Origin of the sequence: Minwuia sp. IMCC3060 (genome assembly GCF_029909435.1) — a bacterium.
Classification (GTDB): domain Bacteria; phylum Pseudomonadota; class Alphaproteobacteria; order Minwuiales; family Minwuiaceae; genus Minwuia.
This window is the reverse complement of the sequence record NZ_CP123782.1, coordinates 3,414,761-3,437,823: the sequence shown is the minus strand read 5'-3', so window position 1 is coordinate 3,437,823 and position 23,063 is coordinate 3,414,761. Positions and strand designations below refer to the sequence as shown.

The 23,063-nt window shown below is 64.3% G+C and carries 23 protein-coding genes; 14 read left to right on the top strand and 9 right to left on the bottom strand.

The genetic code is table 11. The features are described from left to right. Positions 1 to 2: 2 nt before the first annotated feature. The 7 genes from QGV54_RS16070 to QGV54_RS16040 all read right to left on the bottom strand — a co-directional run bounded on the left by QGV54_RS16070 (position 3) and on the right by QGV54_RS16040 (position 7,994). Positions 3 to 1,058 (bottom strand): MaoC family dehydratase, encoded by a 1,056-nt coding sequence (locus QGV54_RS16070; RefSeq protein WP_281019692.1) that lies wholly within the window; start codon positions 1,056 to 1,058, stop codon positions 3 to 5. A gap of 51 nt (positions 1,059 to 1,109) precedes the next feature. After that, entirely contained in the window at positions 1,110 to 2,429 is a 1,320-nt protein-coding gene (locus QGV54_RS16065) for a mechanosensitive ion channel domain-containing protein (RefSeq protein WP_281019693.1), read from the bottom strand. A gap of 11 nt (positions 2,430 to 2,440) precedes the next feature. Further along, positions 2,441 to 4,138: an amidohydrolase family protein gene (locus QGV54_RS16060; protein ID WP_281019694.1), complete on the bottom strand. Its 1,698-nt coding sequence runs from the start codon at positions 4,136 to 4,138 to the stop codon at positions 2,441 to 2,443. A gap of 152 nt (positions 4,139 to 4,290) precedes the next feature. Continuing rightward, entirely contained in the window at positions 4,291 to 4,491 is a 201-nt protein-coding gene (locus QGV54_RS16055; RefSeq protein WP_281019695.1) for a hypothetical protein, read from the bottom strand. Beyond that, positions 4,491 to 5,174: a hypothetical protein gene (locus QGV54_RS16050; protein ID WP_281019696.1), complete on the bottom strand. Its 684-nt coding sequence runs from the start codon at positions 5,172 to 5,174 to the stop codon at positions 4,491 to 4,493. Before QGV54_RS16050 ends, QGV54_RS16055 begins: the two co-directional genes overlap by 1 nt. Continuing rightward, a complete protein-coding gene (locus QGV54_RS16045) occupies positions 5,174 to 5,458 on the bottom strand; it encodes a hypothetical protein (RefSeq protein WP_281019697.1) in 285 nt (94 codons plus the stop codon). Before QGV54_RS16045 ends, QGV54_RS16050 begins: the two co-directional genes overlap by 1 nt. Beyond that, entirely contained in the window at positions 5,451 to 7,994 is a 2,544-nt protein-coding gene (locus tag QGV54_RS16040; protein WP_281019990.1) for a hypothetical protein, read from the bottom strand. The genes QGV54_RS16045 and QGV54_RS16040 overlap by 8 nt, the downstream gene beginning before the upstream one ends. Positions 7,995 to 8,208: 214 nt before the next feature. On the opposite strand from QGV54_RS16040, the gene QGV54_RS16035 reads away from it, so the two are divergent. The 3 genes from QGV54_RS16035 (at position 8,209) to QGV54_RS16025 (ending at position 10,308) form a co-directional block, all read left to right on the top strand. Continuing rightward, entirely contained in the window at positions 8,209 to 9,111 is a 903-nt protein-coding gene (locus QGV54_RS16035) for an LLM class flavin-dependent oxidoreductase (RefSeq protein WP_281019699.1), read from the top strand. Then, positions 9,020 to 10,045, top strand: coding sequence for a metallophosphoesterase (locus tag QGV54_RS16030; RefSeq protein WP_281019700.1), 1,026 nt, complete (start codon positions 9,020 to 9,022; stop codon positions 10,043 to 10,045). Before QGV54_RS16035 ends, QGV54_RS16030 begins: the two co-directional genes overlap by 92 nt. 62 nt (positions 10,046 to 10,107) lie before the next feature. Continuing rightward, a complete protein-coding gene (locus QGV54_RS16025) occupies positions 10,108 to 10,308 on the top strand; it encodes a hypothetical protein (RefSeq protein WP_281019701.1) in 201 nt (66 codons plus the stop codon). Positions 10,309 to 10,347: 39 nt separating this feature from the next. Here the strand turns inward: QGV54_RS16025 and QGV54_RS16020 are convergent, their stop codons facing one another. Next, the gene (locus QGV54_RS16020) at positions 10,348 to 11,763 is read right to left on the bottom strand and encodes a carotenoid oxygenase family protein (RefSeq protein WP_281019702.1); all 1,416 of its coding nucleotides are present in this window, start codon (positions 11,761 to 11,763) and stop codon (positions 10,348 to 10,350) included. A 268-nt stretch (positions 11,764 to 12,031) separates the two neighbouring features. Here QGV54_RS16020 and QGV54_RS16015 point away from each other — a divergent pair, with 268 nt between their 5' ends. From QGV54_RS16015 to QGV54_RS15985, 7 genes are all read left to right on the top strand, one after another. After that, entirely contained in the window at positions 12,032 to 12,853 is an 822-nt protein-coding gene (locus QGV54_RS16015) for a phage capsid protein (protein WP_281019703.1), read from the top strand. 13 nt (positions 12,854 to 12,866) lie between these two features. Further along, positions 12,867 to 13,130 (top strand): hypothetical protein, encoded by a 264-nt coding sequence (locus QGV54_RS16010; RefSeq protein ID WP_281019704.1) that lies wholly within the window; start codon positions 12,867 to 12,869, stop codon positions 13,128 to 13,130. Positions 13,131 to 13,204: 74 nt separating this feature from the next. Then, complete coding sequence (locus QGV54_RS16005) at positions 13,205 to 13,780, top strand: hypothetical protein (protein ID WP_281019705.1); 576 nt, start codon at positions 13,205 to 13,207, stop codon at positions 13,778 to 13,780. 4 nt (positions 13,781 to 13,784) lie between these two features. Then, positions 13,785 to 15,791, top strand: coding sequence for a hypothetical protein (locus tag QGV54_RS16000; RefSeq protein ID WP_281019706.1), 2,007 nt, complete (start codon positions 13,785 to 13,787; stop codon positions 15,789 to 15,791). A 577-nt stretch (positions 15,792 to 16,368) separates the two neighbouring features. Then, the gene (locus QGV54_RS15995; RefSeq protein ID WP_281019989.1) at positions 16,369 to 16,926 is read left to right on the top strand and encodes a hypothetical protein; all 558 of its coding nucleotides are present in this window, start codon (positions 16,369 to 16,371) and stop codon (positions 16,924 to 16,926) included. Then, positions 16,919 to 17,659, top strand: coding sequence for a response regulator transcription factor (locus QGV54_RS15990; protein WP_281019708.1), 741 nt, complete (start codon positions 16,919 to 16,921; stop codon positions 17,657 to 17,659). Before QGV54_RS15995 ends, QGV54_RS15990 begins: the two co-directional genes overlap by 8 nt. A gap of 17 nt (positions 17,660 to 17,676) precedes the next feature. Beyond that, the gene (locus QGV54_RS15985; RefSeq protein ID WP_281019709.1) at positions 17,677 to 19,140 is read left to right on the top strand and encodes a HAMP domain-containing sensor histidine kinase; all 1,464 of its coding nucleotides are present in this window, start codon (positions 17,677 to 17,679) and stop codon (positions 19,138 to 19,140) included. A gap of 34 nt (positions 19,141 to 19,174) precedes the next feature. Here the strand turns inward: QGV54_RS15985 and QGV54_RS15980 are convergent, their stop codons facing one another. After that, entirely contained in the window at positions 19,175 to 19,501 is a 327-nt protein-coding gene (locus tag QGV54_RS15980) for a nuclear transport factor 2 family protein (protein ID WP_281019988.1), read from the bottom strand. Between the two features lie 158 nt (positions 19,502 to 19,659). On the opposite strand from QGV54_RS15980, the gene QGV54_RS15975 reads away from it, so the two are divergent. From QGV54_RS15975 to QGV54_RS15960, 4 genes are all read left to right on the top strand, one after another. Next, the gene (locus QGV54_RS15975) at positions 19,660 to 19,959 is read left to right on the top strand and encodes a cytochrome C (RefSeq protein WP_281019711.1); all 300 of its coding nucleotides are present in this window, start codon (positions 19,660 to 19,662) and stop codon (positions 19,957 to 19,959) included. 1 nt (position 19,960) lies between these two features. Then, entirely contained in the window at positions 19,961 to 21,244 is a 1,284-nt protein-coding gene (locus tag QGV54_RS15970) for an NAD(P)/FAD-dependent oxidoreductase (RefSeq protein WP_281019712.1), read from the top strand. Positions 21,245 to 21,392: 148 nt separating this feature from the next. Then, positions 21,393 to 21,818, top strand: coding sequence for a hypothetical protein (locus QGV54_RS15965; RefSeq protein WP_281019713.1), 426 nt, complete (start codon positions 21,393 to 21,395; stop codon positions 21,816 to 21,818). Positions 21,819 to 21,871: 53 nt separating this feature from the next. Beyond that, complete coding sequence (locus QGV54_RS15960) at positions 21,872 to 22,993, top strand: ABC transporter substrate-binding protein (RefSeq protein ID WP_281019714.1); 1,122 nt, start codon at positions 21,872 to 21,874, stop codon at positions 22,991 to 22,993. The last annotated feature ends 70 nt before the right edge of the window (positions 22,994 to 23,063 follow it).

Sequence of the window (23,063 nt, the reverse complement as noted above, 5' to 3'; positions counted from 1 at the left end):
GATCAGCCCCTGCGGGGGACCAGAACCCAGGTGTCCAGATCCAGCACCACATCCGCGTCGCGCTTGCCGTCCGCACCCTTGTCGGCGAAGTCACCGGAGGACCGGTTCTTGGTGGCGACGGTTCTGAGACGCAGCGCACCCAGGTCGCTCCGTCCCGGCAGTTCAGCCGTTTCCAGCACTTCCGACCAGGCGTAGATCGTGTCGCCCGCGAAAGTCGGTGCCGTGTGCGCGCCGCCGTTGATCGCCGCCACCCACATGGCGGATCCCAGACCATTGAAGCCGAGCGAACGCGCCAGGCTGATGATGTGGCCGCCATAGATCAGCCGCCGCCCGAAACGGCCCTGGCCTTCCGTGTGCTGGTTGAAATGCACCTTGGCGGTGTTCTGGTAGAGGCGCGTCGCCATCATGTGCTCGGCTTCCTCGATCGTCACGCCGTCCACATGGTCGATGCGCTCCCCCACCGCATAGTCCTCGAACCGCCATGGCGCGCCGACCAGCGTGTCATCCAGGCCGGAGAGGGTGATGGCCGGGGCCTGCAGGCTCGCCGGATCGACCCGGTCCGGCAGTTCCGGAACCACGGGGTCGGGCGCCGGGGCGTTCTCGTCACGCTTGCGGATCATCACCCAGCGGCAATAGTCGAGCACGGTCTCGCCATGCTGGTTCGTGCCGACGGAATTGACGTAGACCGTGCCGGTCTTGCCGTTCGAATTCTCCTTCAGGCCGATGACCGTGGAGCGCGCGGAGAGCGTATCGCCGGGATAGACCGGTTTCAGGAAGCGGCCCTGGGCATAGCCCAGATTGGCCACCGCGTTCAGGGACACGTCGGGGACCGTCTTGCCGAAGACGACATGGAATACCAGCCAGTCGTCCACCGGGCTGCGCGGCAGGCCCAGCGCCTCGGCCACCGTGTCGGCGGACTGCAGTGCGTAGCGCCCGCCGAACAGCGCGGTATAGAGGGCGACGTCGCCCGTGGTGATGGTGCGTGGCGTGGCGTGCGGCAGTTCCTGCCCGACGCGGAAGTCCTCGAAGAAATTGCCAGCGTTGATCTTCGTTGCCATGAACGGCCTCTCCATCTGCGATTTGCGTGCGCTCGGTCCGGCAGCGATCTATCACGTCTCGGGCGGGCTGGCAGCCCTCAAAGGCTCACGCAGGATGACTTCGCGGTGGGGATAGGGAATCCTGACCTCATGTTCCTTCAGCGTGTCCCAGAGGGCGAGGAACACCTTGCCCTTGATGTTCACGACGCCTTCCGCCGGATCGATGATCCAGAAGCGCAGCACGAAGTCGATGGATGAATCCCCGAACTCCACCAGATGGCAGACCGGTGCGGGTGACGGCAGCACCCGGTCCACGCCTGTCGTCGCCTCCACGGCGATCTTCCGTACCAGATGCGGATCGCTGTCATAGGAAACGCCGAACTTGATCTCCAGGCGGATGTTCTTGTCGGAGTAGGACCAGTTGATCACCTGGTTGGTGATCAGGTCCTCGTTCGGGATCAGGAATTCCCTGCCGTCGCGGGTGATGACGGAGACATAGCGGGCATTGAGCTTGTTGATCCAGCCGAATGTCTCACCCAGGGAAATCACGTCACCGGGCTTGATCGACTTGTCCGTCAGAAGGATGAAACCGCTGATCAGGTTGGACACGACCTTCTGCAGGCCAAAGCCCAGACCGAGACCCACCGCGCCGGAGAAGACGGCGAGGGCTGTCAGATCGATGCCGGTGAGATCGAGGGCAACCACTACAGCCCCGGTCAGAACAGCGATCCGGAACAGCTTTGACAGCAGCACCTGCGTCGCCGGGGCAAGATCGGGCGTGGAGAAGATGCGACGCTCCACCAGCCGGCTGACAAGGATGGCGATCCAGATCAGCACGAAGGCCATGATCATCCCGTTGGCGATGGCCAGCAGGGAGACCTGCCGGTCCCCTATGCCGAAGGTCGCCGACTGGAGTGCATCCAGCACCACGGGCAGGATGCCGGTGATGTTCAGCGCGGCCACGCCCCAGATGCCGATGGCCAGGGTCCGACCCAGCAACCGGTTGCGGATCAGCCGGGTCAGCAGGGAGATGATCACCCAGGCGGTGACCAGATTGGCGCATATGGCGAGATAGAATGACCGGCTGGGCCAGGTCACTTCCCTCAGTGTCAGGACGGTCAGCCAGAGCAGCAGCGCCAGCAGGATCGCCCGTCGCCGATTGACCATGGCCCTGAAGACGGAGGTCAGCGGGTGAGGCGCTCCCTGGCCAACGCCGGAGACCAGGGGCGTGATCATGCGGGAAATGACATGCGCAAGCAGGACCAGTCCGAGCAGGATCAGGGCCTGATAGAATGTCCAGGGGACCAGCAGGCGGTCCAGCAGGGGGCCATCGGTCCCGACAATCTGCTCGATCCGGCTGCCGAGTTCACCGATGAGGGAGGAAATGTCCATGCGCGGTGCCCCTATTCGGCGGCCTGCCGCCGATCAGTGGAGCGGCGGCGCAGGACCGCGCCCGGACCCGTGACGGGGCAATAGTCGCTGCCGTCGAAGATCTGGACTCCGTTCACCCAGGTCCCCAGCAGACCGGGGGCGTCACGCACCAGCCGTTCACCGCCGGCAGGCAGGTCCTTCAGTCGCCGGGTGCGGCTGATGCTGACGGTGTCGGGGTCGATCAGGATGAAGTCGGCGGCATTGCCCGGCTTCAGCACCCCGCGCCCGTCAAGGCCGTAGATCCCGGCGGGCTCCGAGGTCAGCTTGACGATGGCCGACGCCAGATCGAATGCGCCCAGTTCCCGCACCCAGTGGCCAAGGAAATGCATGCCAAAACCCGCATCGCAGAAGAACGTGTGGTGCGCACCGGCATCGGACAGGCTGACCAGATTGCCGGGCATGGCGAGCAGTTCGCCCACCGCGTCCTCCTCGACGTTCAGCAGCTTGGCGGTGAAGGTGGTCTCCAGTCCCTCGGAGAGGGCGAGGTCGAAGAAGAAGTCCACCGGATCCTCGCCGCGTTCCTTCGCGATATCGGCAATCGTGCGGCCTTCCAGCGCGGCATTGGCCGGATCCTGCGTGATCGTGACCTCGACCCGGTCCCAGTGGCCATTGAAGATGCGGGTTCCCGACGGCACCTGCAGCGCGTCCCGGATGCGCTGGCGGCGCGCGGGGTCCGCAAAGGCATGTTTCAGATCCGCGACCGGGGCACTTTCGGGCCAGCCGTCGATCGTCAGCATCGGATAGGCGGAGGCGAGCGTGAAGTCCATCGACAGCGGCTGGCAGGAGCACTGGGCATAGACCGAGCGTCCCTTCTCGCGCTCCGCCGCACAGGCGCGGGCGATGCCGATGGCCCGGTCCGGCTGGTTGGAGAAATGCAGCATCGGCGCGTAGATCGTCGTGCCGCCCGAAATCTCCGAAAGTTCGCCGAGGAAGGGGATATCCGTGCGGTCGCCGCAGGTCGCCATCATGATGCCGCCACCGGCCTGCCCCATCGTTTCGGCGAAGGCCCGGAATTCCGCGTTCTCGGCCAATCGGGAAGGAACGGGCTTGTTTGCGGCACCGAAATGGTTCTCGAAGGTCGAGGAGCCGATGCCGATGGCACCCGAAGCCATGGCGTCAGCAAGCAGATCCTGCATCTGTTTCAGCTCGTCCGGTGTCGCTGCCCTTTCCGACCCTTCCGCACCCATCACGACGGTACGCATGACGGAATGGGAGGCCAGTGCAGCCACGTTCGGAAAGGGCCGCTTGCGGTCGATCAGGTCGAGATACTCGCCAAAGCTCTCGAACGACCAATCGACCCCGGCATGAAGGCTGTCGAGGGACATGGCCTCCACCACCGAGAGGTTGGCGAGCAGTGTGTCGCGTGATTCCGGTGTGGCCGGCGCAATCCCGAAACCGCAGTTGCCGATCACGACCGTGGTGACGCCCAGCGCAGGCGAGGGGGACGCGGTCGGGTCCCAGGTCAGCTGCGCATCGTAGTGCGTGTGGATGTCAATGATTCCGGGCATGAGCACCTGGCCAGCCGCATCCACTTCCGTACGACCGGTACCGGATACCTGTCCGATTGCAGCGATCCGACCCCCGTCAACAGCCATGTCCCCAACGCATTCGGCACTTCCAAGTCCATCGTGGATCCGGGCATTGCGGATGATCAGGTCGTACTCGGCCATGGTCTCACTCCAGCTACTCTTCCGATGTAGCCAGTGTGACATCGGTTGCGGGACAGGCAACCGCCGTTTGCTTGCTCACCCCGGCGCCTGGTGGAGCCGTGGAGCGTCGAGACCGGACACAGGCGCGGCGTTGGGGCGGACGGGCGGGATCCTCATTGCATCAGCTTCTGGATCTTTTCGGCCCAGCCCAGCCCCAGCCCGACAAGCACGCCCAGGACACCCAGGACCCAGACGGCACCCCGGCCCCGGTTGAAGATCGCCCGGGTTTCGCGGATATCATCCTCGATGCGGTCCAGCTTGCGTTCGAGGGCGTTGAGGCGAACGTCCAGCCTTGCCAGTTCCACGTCGCTCATCATGCTGACCTGCCGACAAACAACTGGACCAGGCCGCCGGAAAGGGTGTCTGTCCCGGCTGGTGTGACACGGATACGGTCAATCGCGCCGGAGAGCGTTCTGCTGCCTCCGCCGGAGATGACGAGACCTCCGTCAGACGCCTGCATGGCATGGGACGCGACCCAGCTGTTGCCCGTGGTGCGGCGCAACTGGATCACACCACGCCATATGCCGCTGCCGCCCTGGTAGAGGACCAGCCCGCTCGTACTGGTGGTGAACTGCCCTGACGTGGCGGCGGTGCCGCTGCCGGAGACATAGCCGCTGGTAGCCAGACCACCGCTGTCGCCGATCTGGATCAAGAGGCTGTCGCTGCCCGAGACGCTGACGGCATCCAGCCAGATGTCGATCATGTCCGGCCCGGAGATGCCGGCCAGATCAGTGATCGTCACGCTGGTGCCGCTGGATGTGTCGCCGGACCCGCCACGCCGGATCCCGCCACCCAGGGCAGCGACCGCCTGCGCGACACGCTGTGGCGACATCATCTTCGTAGTCTCGGTTCCCGCTTCCGCCTCCGCCTGACTCGCCAGAACGGGTTCCGGCAGGTCCGCGAATGCCGGAAGCTCGGTCGCTCCCGTTCCAACAGTACGTTCGGCAGCGTCGCCAATGCCTGAGAGCATGTTTCGTCCTGGTTGGGTGATACTCATCATGCAAACCTCCGGAATGGTGTTGCCGGGAACAGAGAGAAGGGCAGCAGTGCGGTCGGCAGATCCATGTTGCGCAGGCGTAGGTTGACGTGCCAGCCCGTCATGGCGGTTGCCGGCACGACCACGTCACCATTGTCGTCCAGCACAGCCGTGCTCCAGACGGTGCCCACGAAGTCGATGTCCTGATCCGGTGTCGGCGTCAGGGCAATTCCTGCCCCATCGAGCGCGTATGCGGCGGTCGCCTCATCCGGGAATTTCAGATAGTGGTTCACGAACTCAACCATTGCTCATTGCCTCCAGTCTTGCGTCGGGAAGGGGGCCGAAGATGGCGACCTGACGGATCACGCACGGCAGGTTGCTGGTGCCGGACAGATCGGTACCCAGCCGCATCTCGTTGGCATCGCCGTGGAGTGTGTGACTGCTTTCGGTGACGACGGTTGCCCCATTGACCGAGACGGCAACGTCATTCTCCGCCATGCGCAGCGTGGCGACGATCCGGTCACCGGGCGCAAGCCCGCTCGCGGCGGTCAGGTTCAGCCCGCTGCTGCTGGTGACGTGCAGGTCGCCACCCTGCAGGTCGAGCGCAACTTCCTGTGTCGCGGTCTTGCCGATGGCGAGCAGGGTGCCGTCATCGTCAAGGATCTCCGCCTCCACCAGTATGGAGAATCCGTCCGGTCGGAATGCGGTCTGGGCGGACAGATCGACAATTGCCAGATCGGCGGAGCGGGTCACCTGTGATCCGTCAGTCTCGATCTGGCTCGGCGGCAGCGCATCCGCATGGCTGGCGGGAATGCAGCGGCATCCCTTGACCGCGATCCCGGCATTCGTGTCGCCTGCAAAGCTGGTGGCGCCGCCGATACCATCCGTGAACTGCAGAACGAAACCGGAAGTGCCGGAAGCGCCTGGTGCAACGACCGAGGCCCAGAGCCTGTACCAGCCCGCGCCCAACTTCCGGTGCCCGACCGTTACCGTCGATGAACTGGTCTTGTAAGGCGTGAGTGTTTCCGTCGCGAAGTCCCAGCGCCAGCCGAAATAGTCGCTCGCTGCACCGTCGAAGGGGCCCACATAGGCGTAGAATGCATGTTGGGTCGGGACTGTTCCGACCTCCTTCACGTCCATGGCAACGATGTATCGGGTGCCGGAGACAACACCAGTGGTGTTGAAAGCGTTGCCGACAGCATGGCCGCCACTGTCGGCGGTCTGGAAGATCGTCCGCGCCGTCATTGTTCCATCGGGAGCCAGCGCATTCCCGGCGGTGTTGGTCACACCGATCCCGCCGGGTTGCAGATCACTGTGGATCATGTGGTTGGTCTGCTGGGGTTCCAGCAGAAGCCCCAGTGGCTCTCCGGTCTCCGGATCATGGGTCAGACGGGGCGTATCGATGCCTTTGCTCTCGATCCCGCCTCCGTCGGTATCGGTGAAACCCGCTGTCGCGCGGGTCAGCACGATCTGGCTGACCTCGCCCAGGTCGAAACCCAGGATCGCCGATGGCAGGATGTCGAAGCGGTTGCGGAAGGTTCCGCGCGCGGCAGCGATGATCGCGTCGGCCACGGCGCCGGAAGCGCTTGATGCGCTGGCGGCGGCGGCACTGGCTGATACGGCCGCGTTCGTCTCCGCAGTCCCGGCGCCGGTTTCGGCAGCCTCCGCTCCGGCCCTCGCGGCTTCCGCGGCAGTCTGCGCGATCTCCGCCAGTGCCTGTGCGCTGACGGCGCCGGATTCGGAAGCTTCCGCATTTGCTTCGGAGGCGGCGGCTGACACGGCACTTGCACTGGCGGCTGTGGCGCTCGCCGCGGCACCGGTTTCCGACGCCGCGGCCGCGCTGGCTGCCGCGACTGCGGCACCGATGGTGTTCGCGCCGTTCAGGTCGGTCGCCACGTCACTGATCGCGGTTTCGGCTGCCGCGACGGATGACACGTCCGAACTGATTGCGGCAACGGTCGGAATGGCGTCGGAGATGGCCGCAAGAGCTGAGACTTCGGCGGCATCGATGATCGCCGTGGCCGAAAGGTCGCGGATCTCGATCGCGACACCGTCTGGCGGAGCAGATGCGAAGGTGAGGACATTGTCTGAGGTGGCGAATGCGGTCCCGTGCTGAATGATGCCGTCCAGGCTGACCAGCAGCGCCCTGTCATCGACCGGCGCGCGGGAGAGGGTGAAGGCGACAGTCTCCCCGTCACCGGTGGCTGACAGGGTGGCTGGAATGTTCTGGACCAGGGCCGCGACATTGGCAACGGAGGCCGCGTCACCCGCCGCTGAAAGCGCGCTTGCGGCGGCGGCAGCGGCATCTTCGGTCACGCTGCTCACAGCCCCTTCGATATCGGACAGGATGTTGCTGGCGGGACCCGCGACCGGGTCTCCCTGGTCGTCGAAAGCAAGCACGCGCGACGCGCGCAGCGCCCGCGTCGGCAGTGCGCCGGGGGCAGCATCCGCGTCATGATCGGCGATACGCAATGACCGCTCCCTCGCCGCTTCAGCCTCCTGCAGGGCAAGGGTGAGCCTGTCGAGTTCGTCATTCAGCGTGTCGGCACGCAGGCTCCCGCCCGGCAGGAAATCCGACATTCTCGCGACGGTGGCCTGCCGGCTGATGACAACGCTCTGTCCGGTCGCCGGTGGGCTGGTGAAGGTGACGGTCCCGCCTGCGGTCGTGCCTTCACCTGTCACCGTGTAGTCCGTGTCGGGTTGCTGTTTCGCGGACCCGATCCAGACCTTCAGGTCGGCCGCCTTCAGGAAGGCAAATGGTGCCGGATATGCGGTCGTCATGCCGTCTGCAGCATATTCTGCCCGCGGCACGGTGCTGTTGATCTTGATGTGTTCGGTCATGCTTGCACTGCTCCGATCAGGTTGCGGCCCCGGTTCGCGTCGCGCCCCTGACACGAGGCCTGTCCGCTTTGCCTCCATGGCGAGCCGATTTCGGTACAGTTACCGGTAATCCTGAAAGCAGTTCCGGTTTTCTCCGATACACCGGTGATTGTTTGCGGTGCCGTCCTTGAACTACGATGGAATGATCGTGTTCTTGGGGAGGACCAGTTCGATCATGCAGAAGCCAGCTCTTGCCATCGCCGCCTTGCCCGGTCGCCGTGACCGGATGATCGAGTTCGCCAAGGAAACCGAAGCCCGTGATTTCGCCGGTGTCTTCGTCACCAGTGTCTCGGCCTGCCTGCCATTCTGCCAGGCCATCCTGCAGGAGACGACGCGTCTGGTCGTGGGCAGTTCGATCCAGCCGATCTACTTCCAGACGGCGCGTCAGCTGGCCGACAATGCCGCCTTCCTGCATGAGATTTCCAGGGGGCGCTTTCGCATGGGGCTGGGCATCAGCCACGAGGTCTCGCTGGACCGGCACGGTGTGCCAAGGACACGCAAGCCCGTGACGGACATGCGCGCCTATGTTGCCGAGATGCGCGCGGCGGAGAAGGAAGTCGGGGAGTTGCCGCCCCTCGTGCTTGCCACGCTGCGGGACCGGATGCTCGATCTGGCGGTCGAGGTCGGGAATGGCGCGGTCTGGGCCAATGGTCCGCGTGACACGGTTGCCGCTCAGTTGGCGGCGCGCCCCGCTTCTGCGAGCGATGACTTCTTCACGGCGGCCATGATTCCAACGGCGATCGACGACGATATCGATGCCGGTCGCGCGGTTCATCGCAAGACGCTCTCCCGCTACGTTCTGCTTCCCAACTACCGCAAGTACTGGTCCGCCGCCGGCTTCGAGCAGGAGATGTCGGACATCGAAGCTGCCATCAACGCAGGTGAAACCGATCGTATCCCGAGCCTGATGAGCAACGAATGGCTGGACAGCGTGACCATGGCCGGGCCCAGGTCGCGCATACTGGAGGGACTGGAGCGCTGGCGCGATGCGGGGGTCAAGACACCGATCCTGGTTCCGAGCTCCACCAAGGGCAGCCAGACAACCGCACTGGCGGAGATCTTCGATCTGTTCGAATAGCCCGCGTGATCGTCAGCGACCCCTGTCCGCCCTGCGGCTGGTCCAGATCTCGGACACGCATCTGAGCGACAGGCAGGGTTTCTTCGTTGCCAACTATCTGGCTGCAGTCGCGAGCATCAACAGTCTGTCGCCTGACCTGGTCGTCCATACCGGCGACCTCACCATCAATGGCGTCGAGCGACCGTTGGATCTGGATCTTGCGGTGGCGGCCAACCGGCTTTTCCGTGCGCCGGTCCTGTCCCTGCCCGGCAATCATGATGTGGGGGAGGAGCCCGGTTTCGCGATGATGGCGCAGCCGGTCACCGAGGAGCGGCTTGCCCGCTATCGTGAACGGTTCGGGCCGGATCGCTGGATTCGAGATGTGGCGGGCTGGCGGCTTGTCGGTCTGAACTCGCAGCTTCTCGGCACAGGCCTGCCGGAAGAGGCGGTCCAGTTGCGCTGGCTGGAGGAGGCATTGCAGTCCGGCCGTGGGCGACCGGTCGGTGTGTTCCTGCACAAGCCCATGTTCTTTGCGCGCCGGATCGACGCCGGGACGCCACTGGAGATCATCGCTCCCTCCGGCACCCGCGCGCGCCTGCTCTCCCTGCTGTTGCGTCACCGGGTACGGTTTGTCGCCAGTGGTCACCTGCACAAGTATCTGGATGTCAGGATCGGAGAGACGCGGTTTGTCTGGGCCCCGGCAACAGCTTACCGCTCCGGCCTGCGAGTCGGCACGGGGGTGCCCATGCTGGGGTATCTGGACTATCGCCTCTGGCCGGATGGCGCGTTCGAAGTGCGGGCCATGCTGCCGCGCGGGATGGCGCTGCAAAGGCTGAGTGATCTCAGGCAGGAAGCGGAATTCCTGAAGGACGCGCCACGGGGGTCAACAGCGGATGTCCGGCGGCTTCTGGCGCTGGCGGACGCGGAGGGGAACGCAATTCAGGCCGAGCATTAGACTGCTCCCGATCTGCAAGTGTGCACATCGTGTGCGCGCATCAAGCAAGTGGAGAGTCTCACATGGCCATGCTGGGTGGTGGAGCCGATACCTCGGCCGCAGACAATGCGGCGCGCCGGGAGGAAGAGGAGTCCAGGCGGCTGGAAAAGCAGAACAAGGCGCGCCTGCGCAACCGCCGTTCCCGCAACAGCGGGCGGCGGGCTTTGCTTGCCTTCGTCGATGATCTGGGCAAGCCCGGAGAATTGCGCACGACGCTCGGTTGATGCGACCGGCCTGAGCCTGTGCCTCAGCCGACCTCAGGCTCAGGTCGCCGCATCGACCCAGTTGCCATGGAACCCGTGCGGCACACGATGCGGCAGTTCGACCGTCGCAACCGGCCCCTGCGACAGGTCAGTCGCGGCAAAGACGAGGACATCGCTGCGATTCTCGGTGGCCCTGTAGGCAATGCCGAGAATCCAGCCATCGTCGGCAGGGGCATCCGGGGAAGCGGGCACGAAAACAGGCTCTGACAGTTGCGTGTCGGCGCCGTCTGTCCAGATCGTCCGGCGCTTCTCCTGCAGGTCCAGGTGAACATATTCGGTCCAGACACCGCGATCTCCCGGTCGGCGCTGGTCCACCGCGGCGATCCATCCGTGCCGGTGGGCAAGTCCGGCGCGCCGGTCGTCAACCCGGGGGAACTCACCCGGCCGATCATCCAGTTGACGTGCGGAAAAGCTTCCTGCCGGCCCATTCAGGGTCCAGCGCCAGAGTGTGGACGTGGCAGCCGACGGATCACCCGGCGTGCCGTCCGCGTGCGGGAACAGGGGCGCGGCATCGTACTTCATGACATCGGCGACGATATCGTCGCCATCGTCGAACGCATTCAGCACGTGGAACACATAGCAGGCCGGAACCTCGATCCACTTCAGCGTCCCGATGCCAGCGTCGCGGCGCAGGACACCGAGCCAGCCGGGCTTCTCCGGCTCCCACGCGAACGGCGACTGTCCCTTCATTGCCCGTTCCAGGCTGCCGGTCAGCGGCAGGACCGGAAACACGACGTGCGACCGGGTGACGATGAAGTCATGCACCATGGCCGAATAGGGGGTCGTGAAGGACTCCGCCCGGGTGATCTCGCCTTCCGCACTCACCACGTGGAACGTCATCCGGTCCGTGAAGTGGCCACCTGTCGAATAGCCGAAGAACAGCATTTCGCCGGTTTCCGGATCGATCTTCGGATGTGCGGTCATCTTCCCACCCGTCAGGCGATCCGCGAAGGTGTGGTAGCCGCGCGATGACAGGTCTTCGCCTGCCATCTCGAAAGGCGGATGGGCTTCCTCCAGCGCCAGCAGCTTTCCGGCATGGTGGATGATATTGGTGTTTGCCAGGCCGGAGTCCTGGCCGACGACGGACGGATCGGTCGTCATGGGATTGCCGAAGGTGCCGAACAGTGCCTCCCCTGCTGCGCGTTCCGCCAGGAACTTCGTAGTCCTGACCCAGCGATTCAGATAGCTGGCACGCCCCTCCCTGAACCGGAAGCCGTGCACCATCCCGTCGCCGGCGAACCAGTGATGATTCCGGTCGCGCGGGGGGTACTGCGGATTGGGGCCGATGCGAAACAGGGTGCCGTTGAGAGCGTCCGGCAGCTCGCCACGCACGATCAGATCGCCGGCCTCCCCCTCCATCAGCATCGGGGCATAGTTGCCGGACAGTTGCGGGTGCTTCGGGAACGGTCTGGTCATCTGGCGGGCTCCTGAGAAGAGAGGACGGGCATCTTGGCGGCTGTCCCGCCATGCGACAAGCGGGCAGCGAATCTTGCGGCTTGTAATTCGGTAAATATCGGTATAAATACGCATTCATCGCTGCTTGTACCTGCCCCGGCCCACTGGCGCCATCGCCAACCCCCGGCAGCGGAACAGCGAGAGGCTGCCCGTCATCGTGCAGGCAGCGGAATCGACCGGCCTATCCGACGCGGACCCGGCGAATTTCACACATTCTCGGAGTTTGAAGATGAGCAACAGCGTCGACGAAAGCTTTCGTCGCGAATATGCGACGAACGTCCATATCGCCTACCAGCGACAGGGCACGAAACTGCGTGAGACCGTGCGCACGCAGAACAACGTCAAGGGATCCTCGACCGTTTTCCAGAAGGTCGGGAAGGGCGTGGCATCCGTCAAGGCACGGCACGGTCTGGTGCCGACCATGAATGTCTCGCATGAGGCGGTGGAATGCTTCCTGAAGGACTTCTATGCCGGTGACTGGGTTGACCGGCTGGACCAGATCAAGTCCGGCACCGACGAGATGAAGGTGCAGGTCAATGCGGGCGCCTATGCCCTGGGTCGCAAGACCGATGACCTGATCGTCACGGAACTGGCCAGGTCCACCAACCTCACGCCGACCACGGCCGGGGGACTGACCAAGGCGAAGATCCTTGAAGCCTTCGAGATCCTGGGCGAGGCCGATGTGCCTGATGACGGCGAACGGTATGCCGTTGTCGGCTGGAAGCAGTGGTCGGAACTGCTGGATATTCCGGAGTTCGCCAATGCGGACTATGTCGGCGACGGTCAGCTGCCCTGGAAGCACACGCAGGCCAAGACCTGGCTCGGCACGCTCTGGTTCCCGCATACCGGACTGTCGGCCGACGAGTCGGGCAACCGGCTCTGCCACTGGTACCACAAGACGGCCGTGGGCCATGCCATCGGCAGTGATGTCACGTCCGACATCACCTGGCACGGCGATCACGCCTCCCATTTCGTCAACAACTACATGAGCCAGGGCACTGTCCTGATCGACGCCGCCGGTGTCGTCACCATTCCCTGCGCCGAATCCTGATTGGAGTGACCTCATGGCACTGAAGATCGAGAATCTCGAACGCATGGCCGGGGGTGGCGCAGGCTTCGCCATCTGGGGCTATGCCACGACCGACGACGCGAAGGCCGATGTTGTTGCCGCCGGCTATTTCAACGGCGCCAGCGACATGCTGCGGGTCGATGACTGGGTCTTCGTCCGCGCTACGGACGGGCATGGCATTGCCATCGTTAACCAGAACGCCGGCGAGACTGTCGATGTTACCGACCTGACCGCCGTGGGCGGCAGCGACGGCAGCTGACCGGTCGGGGGACGTGGTGCCGAGCGGTGCCGCGTTCCCCACCCCTTCTTTCCTTCATTCAAGGGAGGCCGCCAATGGCCCTCAACAGCGTGCAGCTTTGCGCACGGGCGCTGCTCAAGGTCGGTGCACAGCCGATCAGCAGTTTCGAGGAGAATACCGCCGAGGCCGAGATTGCCTCGCTTCTGTATGGGGTCTGCCGTGATTCCCTGCTTTCGGGCCATCCCTGGTCCTTTGCCACCGCTCAGGTCCGGCTTGCCAGGCTGGACGAGACCCCGCGCGCCGACTTTGATCATGCGTTCAGCCTGCCCGGCGATTTCCTGCGGGTCCTGTCCGCCGGTCATGGCCAGTCCGGGCGCGGTCGGGGCATTTCCTATCGCATTCAGGAACGGCGGCTGCATGCCAACGCCGAGACCCTGATGCTCACCTACATCTTTCGCCCTGACGAGAGCGCCTTTCCGGCCTTCTTCGATCAGGCGCTGATCTGTCGGCTGGCGGCCGATCTCTGTCTGCCGCTGACCGAGAACACCAGCCGCACCGAGATGCTGGCGAATGCAGCGGAACGGGAGTTTGCGCGCGCCCGCACCATCGACGGTCAGCAGCAGACACCGCAGACGATCGAACGTTTCCCGCTTGTCGACGTGAGAGGATGAACCGATGCCCAGACGTACAGCCCTGCAGCAGTTCAGCTTCACCAGTGGCATGCTGGATCCCGCCGTCGAGGCACGTACCGACGTCCGGGCCTATTTCGCCGGGGCCCGGGATCTGACCAATGTGCTGGGCATGGCCCAAGGCGGTGTGACCACGCGAGGCGGGTTTCGTCATGTCGCCGAAATCGAACCACCCGAGGGCGAAGAGACCATCCGTCTGGCGAGTTTCACCTTCGCACTCGGCAAGTCCTATCTGATCGCCTTCTCGCACCGGCGCATCGACGTCTTCGAGGATGGTGTCCTGAACCAGTCCTTGATCCCCGATCCCGAGGTCCCGGATGACGCGGACAGGTTCTTCACCTCGGATGAACTGGCTGATGTCTCATGGACGCAGAGTCTCGACACCATGATCCTGGTGCATCCGGATTACCCGCCCCGACGGTTGCTGCGCCAGCATGACGGTGAGGGTGAGGACTGGGTGCTGGGCGCACTTCCGCTGACGAACACGCCGACCTTCAACTTCCGCGGACTGACGCTCGGGACGGCATCCATCTCCATTTCCGGGGACACGGCGACAGTGACATCGACGGATGACATCGACTTCGCGTCCGTCGACCTGTCGGAAGGGGCACCGACGTTCTGGGTCCGGATCCATGGCGGTCTGGTCCGGGTGACGGCAAGGACCAGCGCTACGGTCGTCGAAGGTACGGTCGTGCAGACCCCGGAGGAAACGACGGCTGCAGAGCCGGGCCTCTGGACGGTCGAGGAGGATGCGTGGTCGGACCTGCGCGGCTGGCCTCGGTCAGTCAACCTGTTCCAGGGCCGACTCTACTTCGGACAGAACAGGTCCCGCCCGCAGACCATCTGGGGGTCCCGGGCCGGATCTTTCTTCGACTTCGGAACGACAGCGGATGTTCTGGATGACGAAGCCGTCGAGCTGACGCTGGACAATGACCAGATCGCCGCTGTGGAGCAGCTCTTCGTCTCCAACGACTTTCTCGCCATGACATCTGGCGGCGTCTATGCCTGTACCGAGACGCCGGTCACACCAGCCAACTTCTTCTTCAGGCGGCAGAGCGAGCTGCCCGCAGCGCCGATACGCCCGGTGGAGCTGGATGGCGTGGTCGTGTTCATCCGTTCCTCCAGCGACTCGGTGCGCGCGACCTGCAATGAGCTGGTGTTCGACGATGCCCGGCAGGTGCTGGTGCCGCAGGATCTGGGGTTGCTGGCCGGTGGCCTGATCGATTCGCCGGTCGATATGACAGCGCGACAGGGTACGGAGCTGGACGGTGCCAATCACCTGATGCTCGCCAACGCGGACGGTACGATTGCTGTTCTGAACACCCGTCGCGCTCAGAACATCGCCGGATGGACCCGCCTTCGTCTGGGGGGTGGCGGTCTCGTCAAGGCCATCTGTGCCGTCGGCGCCCGGGTCTATGCTGTCGTGTCCCGGCAACTGTCGGGAAGCACGCGCTGGTTCGTCGAATGTCTGGAGCCTGGGTCCTGTCTGGATTCCTCGGTTGTCGCTACGCCGGTTGGCGTCGTGCCGGCGACGGAATGGAATGGCCTGGAAGTACTGGACGGTAGCGAGGTGCACCTGTTCAGCGAAGGCGTGGATCTTGGTGCCGCGACCGTGGTCGATGGCGCCGTCACGACCCCGGAAGCGGTCGACAGTCTCGAAGTCGGGTTTCCGTTCGGCTGGACGGTGGAGACTATGCCGCTGGAGGCGGAACTGACGGACGGCACCTTCATCGGCAACAGGCATCGCCTGGTGCGCGCCACGATCCGCACGGGTCGCGCAGGCCGGTTCGCGGTCAATGGCCGGGATGTCGAGCCACGAACATTCGGTTCCGCTTCCTTCGGCAGCGCCGACCAGGTGGCTGCCAGACTGGCGACTGTTCGCCTGCTCGGGTGGAACGGCGGTCGCGGCGATGTCGGGGCAACTGTCTGCGTGACCGGAAAATCGACCGAGCCAGCAAGTATTCTCTCCATCACAGCAGAGGTGACACAGTAATGGCTGATCCAGTTTCCGCAGGAATAGCGACCCTGGGGCTTTCTGCCCTTTCGAGCGCGCAGCAGGCATCGGCGGCATCGGCCACGCGCCGGGTATCCCGTGCCCGCACCCGCCTTGACCTTGCCCGAAGCGATCGCGAGGGACAGGAGCAACTTGCCCGGACCTTGGCACGTCAGAATGTTCAGGGTGGGGCTCGGGGAGTTGCCGCATCCAGCGGTTCGCTCATGCGCCAGGCGATGGCGGCACGGCGTGCGGTCCGACGCAGCAGCGGTCTTGCCCGTGGGGCCGCATCGCTGGAGGATTCGATTGCCGATCAGCGCGCACGATCCCGGACCATTGGCAGCCTGATCGATTTCGGTCGGGCAGGCTTACGTTTTGGCAGAATCCTTGAGGCGGGCGCGTTGTCACGCCAATGAAGTCTGTCAGTTCTGTCGCGACCGTGGTGCGGTGATCGCTGCCGTCCTCTGACAGTGGACACCTTATCGATCCGGCGAATAACGTGATAAGCATCGGAATTCCCCTGCAGATCGTAACGGGGTACCATGAAGCTCCACTATCGGTAGGGGGATTGGCCCGGATGAATTGGCTCGGGTCCGCAGCAGCTCTGACGCTTGTTGTTATTCTGGCTGCCTGCGAGCAGTTACCGCCGCCACAGGCCGGGGGCGCTCAGCGGTCCCTGGCGGGTGGTGCAGCGAGTCCGCAGACCGAGCCGTCGCCCGGTCTTGCGGTGCTGGCGCCGGGGGAGCAGCAGGTGCCGCCTCTGCCCCCGCGGCGTCCCGTCGCCAGGGCCGGTGTGGTCGAGCCGGGGCCTTCTACCCGGGCGAGTCGCGATGCCGAAGCGCCTGTCGGCGGGGAACTGAGGGAGAAACCACCTTTTGGCGAGCTCGTGGGCCTGAATGCCGACGAGTTGCTGCGCCAGATGGGCTCCCCATCCGAAGTGCGGATACAATCACCTGCCACGATCTGGGAATACCGGTTCTCCGGCTGCACACTGGCGCTGTTCCTGTTCCGTGACGTGAACAACCAGCTGCTGAAGGCCCTGACGTTCGAGACGGCGGGACTGGAGGTCGATACAACGGTCGGAAGGGATGAACGGTGTCCCGATCCGATAGCGGAGAAAGTTGCTGATGGGTGAGCAGCCGCAGCCTCGTATTTTCCTGGTTGATGACGACGACCTGTTCCGGGAATCGGTGGCTCAGAACCTCGAGGACGCTGGCTTCAGCGTTCAGGAATTCCCGGATGGGCCTGATGTGATCGCGGCGCTGGAGGCCGGCGGCGCGCCAGGCCTCATCCTGCTCGACTGGAAGATGCCACGGATGAACGGCATCGAGGTCCTGAAGCAGATTCGGGCGGACGGGATCGAATTGCCTGTCATTTTCCTGACCGTCCTGAGCGATCAGATCTACGAGGAGGCGGCACTGATCGGTGGCGCGGTCGATTTCATCGAGAAATCCCGCAGCTTTTCCATTCTGAAATGGCGGATCGAACTGATTCTTGGCGGCACGCGCGGGGCGGCTGGAAACAGCGACGCAGCATCGGCGGAACATCGGGCTGGCGACCTGCTGCTGGACACGGATTCCGCCCGCACGCTCTGGAAGGAGCATGAGGTCGACCTGACAATCTCCGAATTTGCCGTGGTGCGTCACCTGGCGGAGAATGCGGGCCGCAACATGCGTTATCGGGAGATCTACGATCTGGTACGTGGCGAGGGCTTTCACGCGGGGTCCGGCGACGACGGTTTCCGCACGAATGTCCGCAGCATCATCAAGCGTATCCGTCGCAAGTTCGAGACTATCGATCCGGAGTTTGCCGAGATCGAAAACTATCCCGGATTCGGCTACCGCTGGCGCAAGGCACGCGATGCCTGATCGGATCAGGTAGGCTGATGTCCCGCTTCCTGCGTTCCCTCTGGATGCGCCTCGTCATTCTGTCCGCGATTCTCGCCATCGTGCCTGCGATCATCTACCTGCAACTGCAGCAGGCGGACAGTGAGCGACGCAGTCTGCTGCGTCAGGCGGTGGCGGAGCAGGGCGCGCTGATCGCCAGCGGCATTCTCTCATCACTTGATCCCACGCGCCTGCCGGAGCTGCAGGAAGTGCTTGCCCGGTTCGACAGCAGCGGCAATGGCATCCGGGTGCTGTTCCGGCCCGCGGGTGACAGCGGTGGATTCTTCTTTGTCGGGGCCTGGCCGACGATTTCCGAGAATGCCTTCGACAGCGAGAAGCAGCGCTTGCTGGCGACTGGTGCGCTTTCCATTCTGCAGGACAACTGCGCCTGGGCGGGGCGCACCGGTTCCGTATACGAAACGGTCTCCGGCAGCCGCCGGGCCATCACATCGGTGACACCCGTCAGCAATGCGGCCGGTTGCTGGGTTGTGGTGACCACGAAGGCGGAAGTTGCGCGTCTGGGATCGCCTGCGGAAGTGCCCTACTGGCAGAGCCCGGAAATGCTGGTCAGCGCCGGGATCTACCTGTTGATGGTCGTTGCAGTCTTTGGCCTGTTCCTGTCGGTACGGCGCAACCTGCAGCGATTTGCCGACCTGGCGGGTGTGATGCGGCGGGGAGGTGGCCGCCAGTCCAGTTTCCGTGACCTCAACCGACTGCCGGAACTGGATGGGGTTGCCCGCAGTTTCGATGACATGGTGGGCAGCCTGCGTCGTTCCGCCGATCAGTTGCGGACTTCGGCTGAAGAGAATGCACACGCCCTCAAGACCCCTGTCGGCGTCATTGCACAGGCCCTGGAGCCGCTCCGGCGGGCACTGCCGGATGTGAAGGCCGCACCCCACCAGTCCATCGAACGGATCGACCGTGCCGTGGAGCGCCTCGACAGCCTTATCGGTGCCATTCGCCGCAGTGAGGAGGCGACTGCCGCACTGATCTCGCCGGACAAGACACGTCTGGACCTCGCCGACCTGATCGGGCGCATTGTCGATGGCTTCGCGGAGGTCGCGGAGGAATCGGGGGCGACGATCAGTGTCCGGAGTGAAGGCCGCACGACGGTCGTGGGGAACAGGGATCTGCTCACCATCGCCATCGAGAACCCGTTGGAGAATGCCCTTGGCCTGCTGGGTCAGGACGGCGAGATCACGATCACGATCCGACCCGTCGGGGAAGGCATGGTGGAAGCCCGGATCTCCGACAACGGGCCGGGTGTGCCGGAGGACCGGCTGGAGTTCATCTTCCTCCGCCATGTCACGATCCGCGATACAGGCGGGGCCGACGATGGGCACGACGGTCTCGGCCTGTGGCTGACCCGCCGGAATGTCGAGGCCCTTGGCGGAACGGCGGTGGCGGAGCGCAATCCCGAAGGTGGATTGTCCATCGTCCTGCGCCTGCCGGAGGCGCGCTGAGCACCGGCCCTGAACGTATCCCGCCGTTCACCATTCAGCGGCTGTGCTGGGCAGCTCCCTGAACGATCAAACCGTCGGTTCCATAGCGGAGGAACTCCGCCACCAGCCGATCGGCCTCATTGAAGTAGGTCACCACAAGGCTGTCAGCCCCGGCAAAGGTCCCTTGTCGACGGAAGTGCAGATTGGGCTTTCGCTGCAGCGCCCGGGCCCAGTAGCCGCGCAGCGCCGTCTTGCCGGTGAGGACGCCGGTCGGATCGATACCCAGATCCTGAATATAGGGTGAGGCCATGCTCGCATCCTCGGCATAGAGCGCCAGAATGGCCTCCAGATCGTGACTGTTCCAGGCCTCGATCCAGGTCATTGCCCGGTCCTGGGCGCACGAAAATTCCATGATCTCCTCCCCAATATGAGTCAATATTACTGATATAGTCATATATACTGACATAAAATTCAAGCGGAGTTGAAGGCAGGATCCCGCCTGCTGGCGTGCTAGGCTGAGAGAAAACAGGAGGGGGACGCATGATCCGGAACATCGCGGTGGCGGTTTGCCTGACGGTTTTCGTGTCTGGTCCGGCTGCCGCCGGGGATGTGACCGAGGCCGCCGTTCTGGCGCTTTCCTGCGCTGCCTGCCATGGCCCCGGCGGTGCGAGTCCGGGCAGCATTCCTGCCATCGACCGGCTCACACCGTCCGAGATCGTCGCGGCGCTTCGGGCGTTCCGGTCCGGAACACGCCCTGCGACGGTCATGGACCGAATCGCCAAAGGCTATTCGGATGCGGAGATCGCACAACTGTCCGGCCAGTTCGGGAAGGGGAGATAGCATGTCTCCGGTTCTTTCCCGTCGTGATATCGGTCGCCTTGCGGTTGGTGTGGCCGCAGCCACCGTACTCGGTGCAGGCCCGGCACGCGCGGCCCGCAAGGTGGATGTCGTTGTCGTCGGCGGCGGGTTCGGCGGGGCAACTGCAGCCCGTTATCTGAAACAGTTCGCGCCGGGGCTGTCTGTCGTGCTTGTGGAGCAGAACCGCACCTTCCACACCTGTCCGTTCAGCAACCTCGTTCTGGGCGGTCTGCGGCAGATTTCCGATATTGCGCATACCTACGACCGGCTGTCGGACAGGTTCGGGGTGGAGGTCGTGCACCAGCGGGCCCTGGCGCTGGATGTGGAGACCCGGACCGTGCGGCTTGCCGACGGCAGCGGGATCGGTTTCGAGAAGGCGGTGCTGTCCCCCGGTGTCGACATGCGCTGGAACGCCCTGTCAGGCTACGATGAGGCCGCATCGGAGGTGATGCCCCATGCCTGGAAGGCGGGACCGCAGACCGTGCTGCTGCGCCGGCAACTGGAAGCCATGGTCGATGGCGAGACCGTGATCATTGCGCCGCCCGCCAATCCCTTCCGTTGCCCGCCAGGGCCCTATGAACGGGCGAGCCTGATTGCGCACTGGCTGCAGCAGAACCGGCCGAAGTCGAAGGTTCTGATCCTCGACGCGAAGGACGGATTCTCGAAACAGGGCCTGTTCATGCAGGCCTGGTCTGGTCTCTATCCCGGCATGATCGAACATGTCCCGGCCCGCGACGACGGGCGCATCGTCAACGTGAGCGCGTCCGGGCGATGGGTGGAGACGGCGTTCGGCACGCGACATTCCGGCGGCGTGATCAACATCATCCCGCCCCAGTGGGCGGGGGCCATTGCCCGCGATGCCGGACTGGCCAATGCCGACGGCTGGTGTCCGGTCGATCCGACGACATTCGCGTCGGAGATGGCACCGGACATTCATGTCATCGGCGATGCCGCGATTGCCGGACAGATGCCGAAGTCAGGTTTCTCCGCAAACAGTCAGGGCAAGGTGGCGGCAGCGAACATCGTCAGGGTGCTGGCCGGCGAGGCGCCGGTCTCCGGCTCCTTTGCCAATACCTGTTACAGTCTCGTGGCCCCGGATTACGGCATCTCCGTCGCCAAGGTCTACCGCTCGACCCAGGACGGCATCATCGGCATCGACGGCTCCGGCGGTCTCAGCCCCATGGATGGGGGAGCTGCTGTTCGGGCGCACGAAGCCCGGTTTGCAGAAGGCTGGTACGCGTCGATCACGCGGGACATGTTCGGCTGAGGGCGGCGTGGCCCCGCACATGCACGACCCTGATACCACGCGTTCTGGTTCTGATCGTCGCACGGCGCTGATTGCGATTGCGTTGCAGGTACTTGACTGTGCAGCCTGACCATTCCTGCACCCTCCTTGCCCCGGACCAGATCACCTAGTGCGCAAGAAAATTCCAGCCCTGGCCCCGCTCGTCGCCTGGATCATCGTCCAGTTCCTGATGACGTGGGCAGTTGCCGCGGCACCCGTGACCGTGGGCGGCAGTCTGGACCAGGCGAAGTTCCGCAGCCTGATCGCCGCCGGGGTTCAGGAACTGGTGATCTGTACGCCGTCAGGTCTGAAGGTGATCGACCTTTCAGATGGCACGGCGCGGGAAAAGTCGGAGTCCGGTGGTTCAGGCTGCGAATGGTGCCACGGTTTCGGCGCGTCTGTTCTGCCTGCGCCGGAGCGTGTCGCGACCGACGTCGTTCTGACCGTCACCGGTATCATCATGGCGCCCGCCCGGCAGCCCGCATGCATTGCGCGCCCGCACGGCATCGGATTTTCGTCCCGCGCGCCCCCTCTTCTGGCCCTGCATCAAAGCTGAACCGACGGTGCCTGACGGCACCTCTGCATGCATGTACAGAGAGAAAACCGATGATGAACCGACGTATGTTCGCCGGCGCCGCCATGGCGCTTGCCTTCACCGTGGCTGCGCCCGCAATTCTCGCCGCCAGTCCCGACAATGCCGAAACGAAGACCGTGACCGATGTGCTGGATCGCCAGGTGACGATCCCCGTCAGGGCCGAGCGCATCCTGCTCGGGTTCTATTTCGAGGACTTCTATGCCGTTGGCGGCCCGGATGCCTATGGCCGGGTCGCTGCAATCTCCCGCGATGCCTGGGAAGGCTGGCGGAACCTGCAATGGAAGGCCTATACCGCCGTCGATCCCCGGCTGGAACAGCTGATCGATGTCGGCGAGGTCGATGCGGGTACCTTCTCCGTCGAGAAGGCGCTGGCCGCCCGCCCTGACGTCGCTGTCCTGGCGGAGTGGCAGTTCAATGCCCTCGGCGACGTGGTGAACCGTCTGGAGGATGCAGGCATCCCCGTTGTCGTTGCGGACTACAACGCGCAGACCGTGGAGCGGCATGTCGCGTCCACCCTGCTGCTGGGTGCCGTGCTGGGGCAGCATGATCGTGCGAAGGCGCTGGCCGATGCCTATGCCGCCGCCGTCGCGGATGTGCGCGCCCGTGTCGCCGGGGTCACCACATCCGCGCCGAAAGTCTATGTGGAGCTTGGCAACCGGGGACCGGACGAGCTTGGCAATACCTATGCCGGACACATGTGGGGGGCCATGATCGACCTAGCCGGGGGGCGTAACATTGCTGACGGACAGGTCGCGAAGTGGAGCCCGCTGAGCGCCGAATTCGTGCTGGCACAGGACCCGGACGTGATCCTTGTTGCCGGGTCCGGCTGGATCGGTCGGGATCAGGCCGTGGTCATGGGACCGGGCATCGACGCCCACGCGACCCATGCGCGGCTGCGGCCGTATCTGGATCGTCCGGGCTGGCAGGACCTCAAGGCCGTCAGGAATGGCCAGGTTCACGCGCTTTACCATGGTGGTGCGCGGACGCTGTATGACCATGCCTACCTGCAGTACATCGGGAAGGTGCTGTATCCGGATGCCTTTGCCGATCTGGATCCGCAGGCAACGCTGGACAGCTTCTTCGACACCTATCTGCCGATCCCTGCCAGGGGCAGTTACATGACGAAACTGCCCTGACCTGAAACGGGCGCATGCGCCGGTGGTCAGGACCACCGCGCATGCACCCTTTCGCCTGATCCGCAGGGGT

Excerpts from the sequence above, each read along its gene's own strand:
- QGV54_RS16070 (WP_281019692.1), bottom strand. The coding sequence starts at position 1,058 with ATGGCAACGAAGATCAACGCTGGCAATTTCTTCGAGGACTTCCGCGTC.
- QGV54_RS16065 (WP_281019693.1), bottom strand. The coding sequence starts at position 2,429 with ATGGACATTTCCTCCCTCATCGGTGAACTCGGCAGCCGGATCGAGCAG.
- QGV54_RS16060 (WP_281019694.1), bottom strand. The coding sequence starts at position 4,138 with ATGGCCGAGTACGACCTGATCATCCGCAATGCCCGGATCCACGATGGA.
- QGV54_RS16055 (WP_281019695.1), bottom strand. The coding sequence starts at position 4,491 with ATGAGCGACGTGGAACTGGCAAGGCTGGACGTTCGCCTCAACGCCCTC.
- QGV54_RS16050 (WP_281019696.1), bottom strand. The coding sequence starts at position 5,174 with ATGAGTATCACCCAACCAGGACGAAACATGCTCTCAGGCATTGGCGAC.
- QGV54_RS16045 (WP_281019697.1), bottom strand. The coding sequence starts at position 5,458 with ATGGTTGAGTTCGTGAACCACTATCTGAAATTCCCGGATGAGGCGACC.
- QGV54_RS16040 (WP_281019990.1), bottom strand. The coding sequence starts at position 7,994 with ATGACCGAACACATCAAGATCAACAGCACCGTGCCGCGGGCAGAATAT.
- QGV54_RS16035 (WP_281019699.1), top strand. The coding sequence starts at position 8,209 with ATGCAGAAGCCAGCTCTTGCCATCGCCGCCTTGCCCGGTCGCCGTGAC.
- QGV54_RS16030 (WP_281019700.1), top strand. The coding sequence starts at position 9,020 with ATGCGGGGGTCAAGACACCGATCCTGGTTCCGAGCTCCACCAAGGGCA.
- QGV54_RS16025 (WP_281019701.1), top strand. The coding sequence starts at position 10,108 with ATGGCCATGCTGGGTGGTGGAGCCGATACCTCGGCCGCAGACAATGCG.
- QGV54_RS16020 (WP_281019702.1), bottom strand. The coding sequence starts at position 11,763 with ATGACCAGACCGTTCCCGAAGCACCCGCAACTGTCCGGCAACTATGCC.
- QGV54_RS16015 (WP_281019703.1), top strand. The coding sequence starts at position 12,032 with ATGAGCAACAGCGTCGACGAAAGCTTTCGTCGCGAATATGCGACGAAC.
- QGV54_RS16010 (WP_281019704.1), top strand. The coding sequence starts at position 12,867 with ATGGCACTGAAGATCGAGAATCTCGAACGCATGGCCGGGGGTGGCGCA.
- QGV54_RS16005 (WP_281019705.1), top strand. The coding sequence starts at position 13,205 with ATGGCCCTCAACAGCGTGCAGCTTTGCGCACGGGCGCTGCTCAAGGTC.
- QGV54_RS16000 (WP_281019706.1), top strand. The coding sequence starts at position 13,785 with ATGCCCAGACGTACAGCCCTGCAGCAGTTCAGCTTCACCAGTGGCATG.
- QGV54_RS15995 (WP_281019989.1), top strand. The coding sequence starts at position 16,369 with ATGAATTGGCTCGGGTCCGCAGCAGCTCTGACGCTTGTTGTTATTCTG.
- QGV54_RS15990 (WP_281019708.1), top strand. The coding sequence starts at position 16,919 with ATGGGTGAGCAGCCGCAGCCTCGTATTTTCCTGGTTGATGACGACGAC.
- QGV54_RS15985 (WP_281019709.1), top strand. The coding sequence starts at position 17,677 with ATGTCCCGCTTCCTGCGTTCCCTCTGGATGCGCCTCGTCATTCTGTCC.
- QGV54_RS15980 (WP_281019988.1), bottom strand. The coding sequence starts at position 19,501 with ATGACCTGGATCGAGGCCTGGAACAGTCACGATCTGGAGGCCATTCTG.
- QGV54_RS15975 (WP_281019711.1), top strand. The coding sequence starts at position 19,660 with ATGATCCGGAACATCGCGGTGGCGGTTTGCCTGACGGTTTTCGTGTCT.
- QGV54_RS15970 (WP_281019712.1), top strand. The coding sequence starts at position 19,961 with ATGTCTCCGGTTCTTTCCCGTCGTGATATCGGTCGCCTTGCGGTTGGT.
- QGV54_RS15960 (WP_281019714.1), top strand. The coding sequence starts at position 21,872 with ATGAACCGACGTATGTTCGCCGGCGCCGCCATGGCGCTTGCCTTCACC.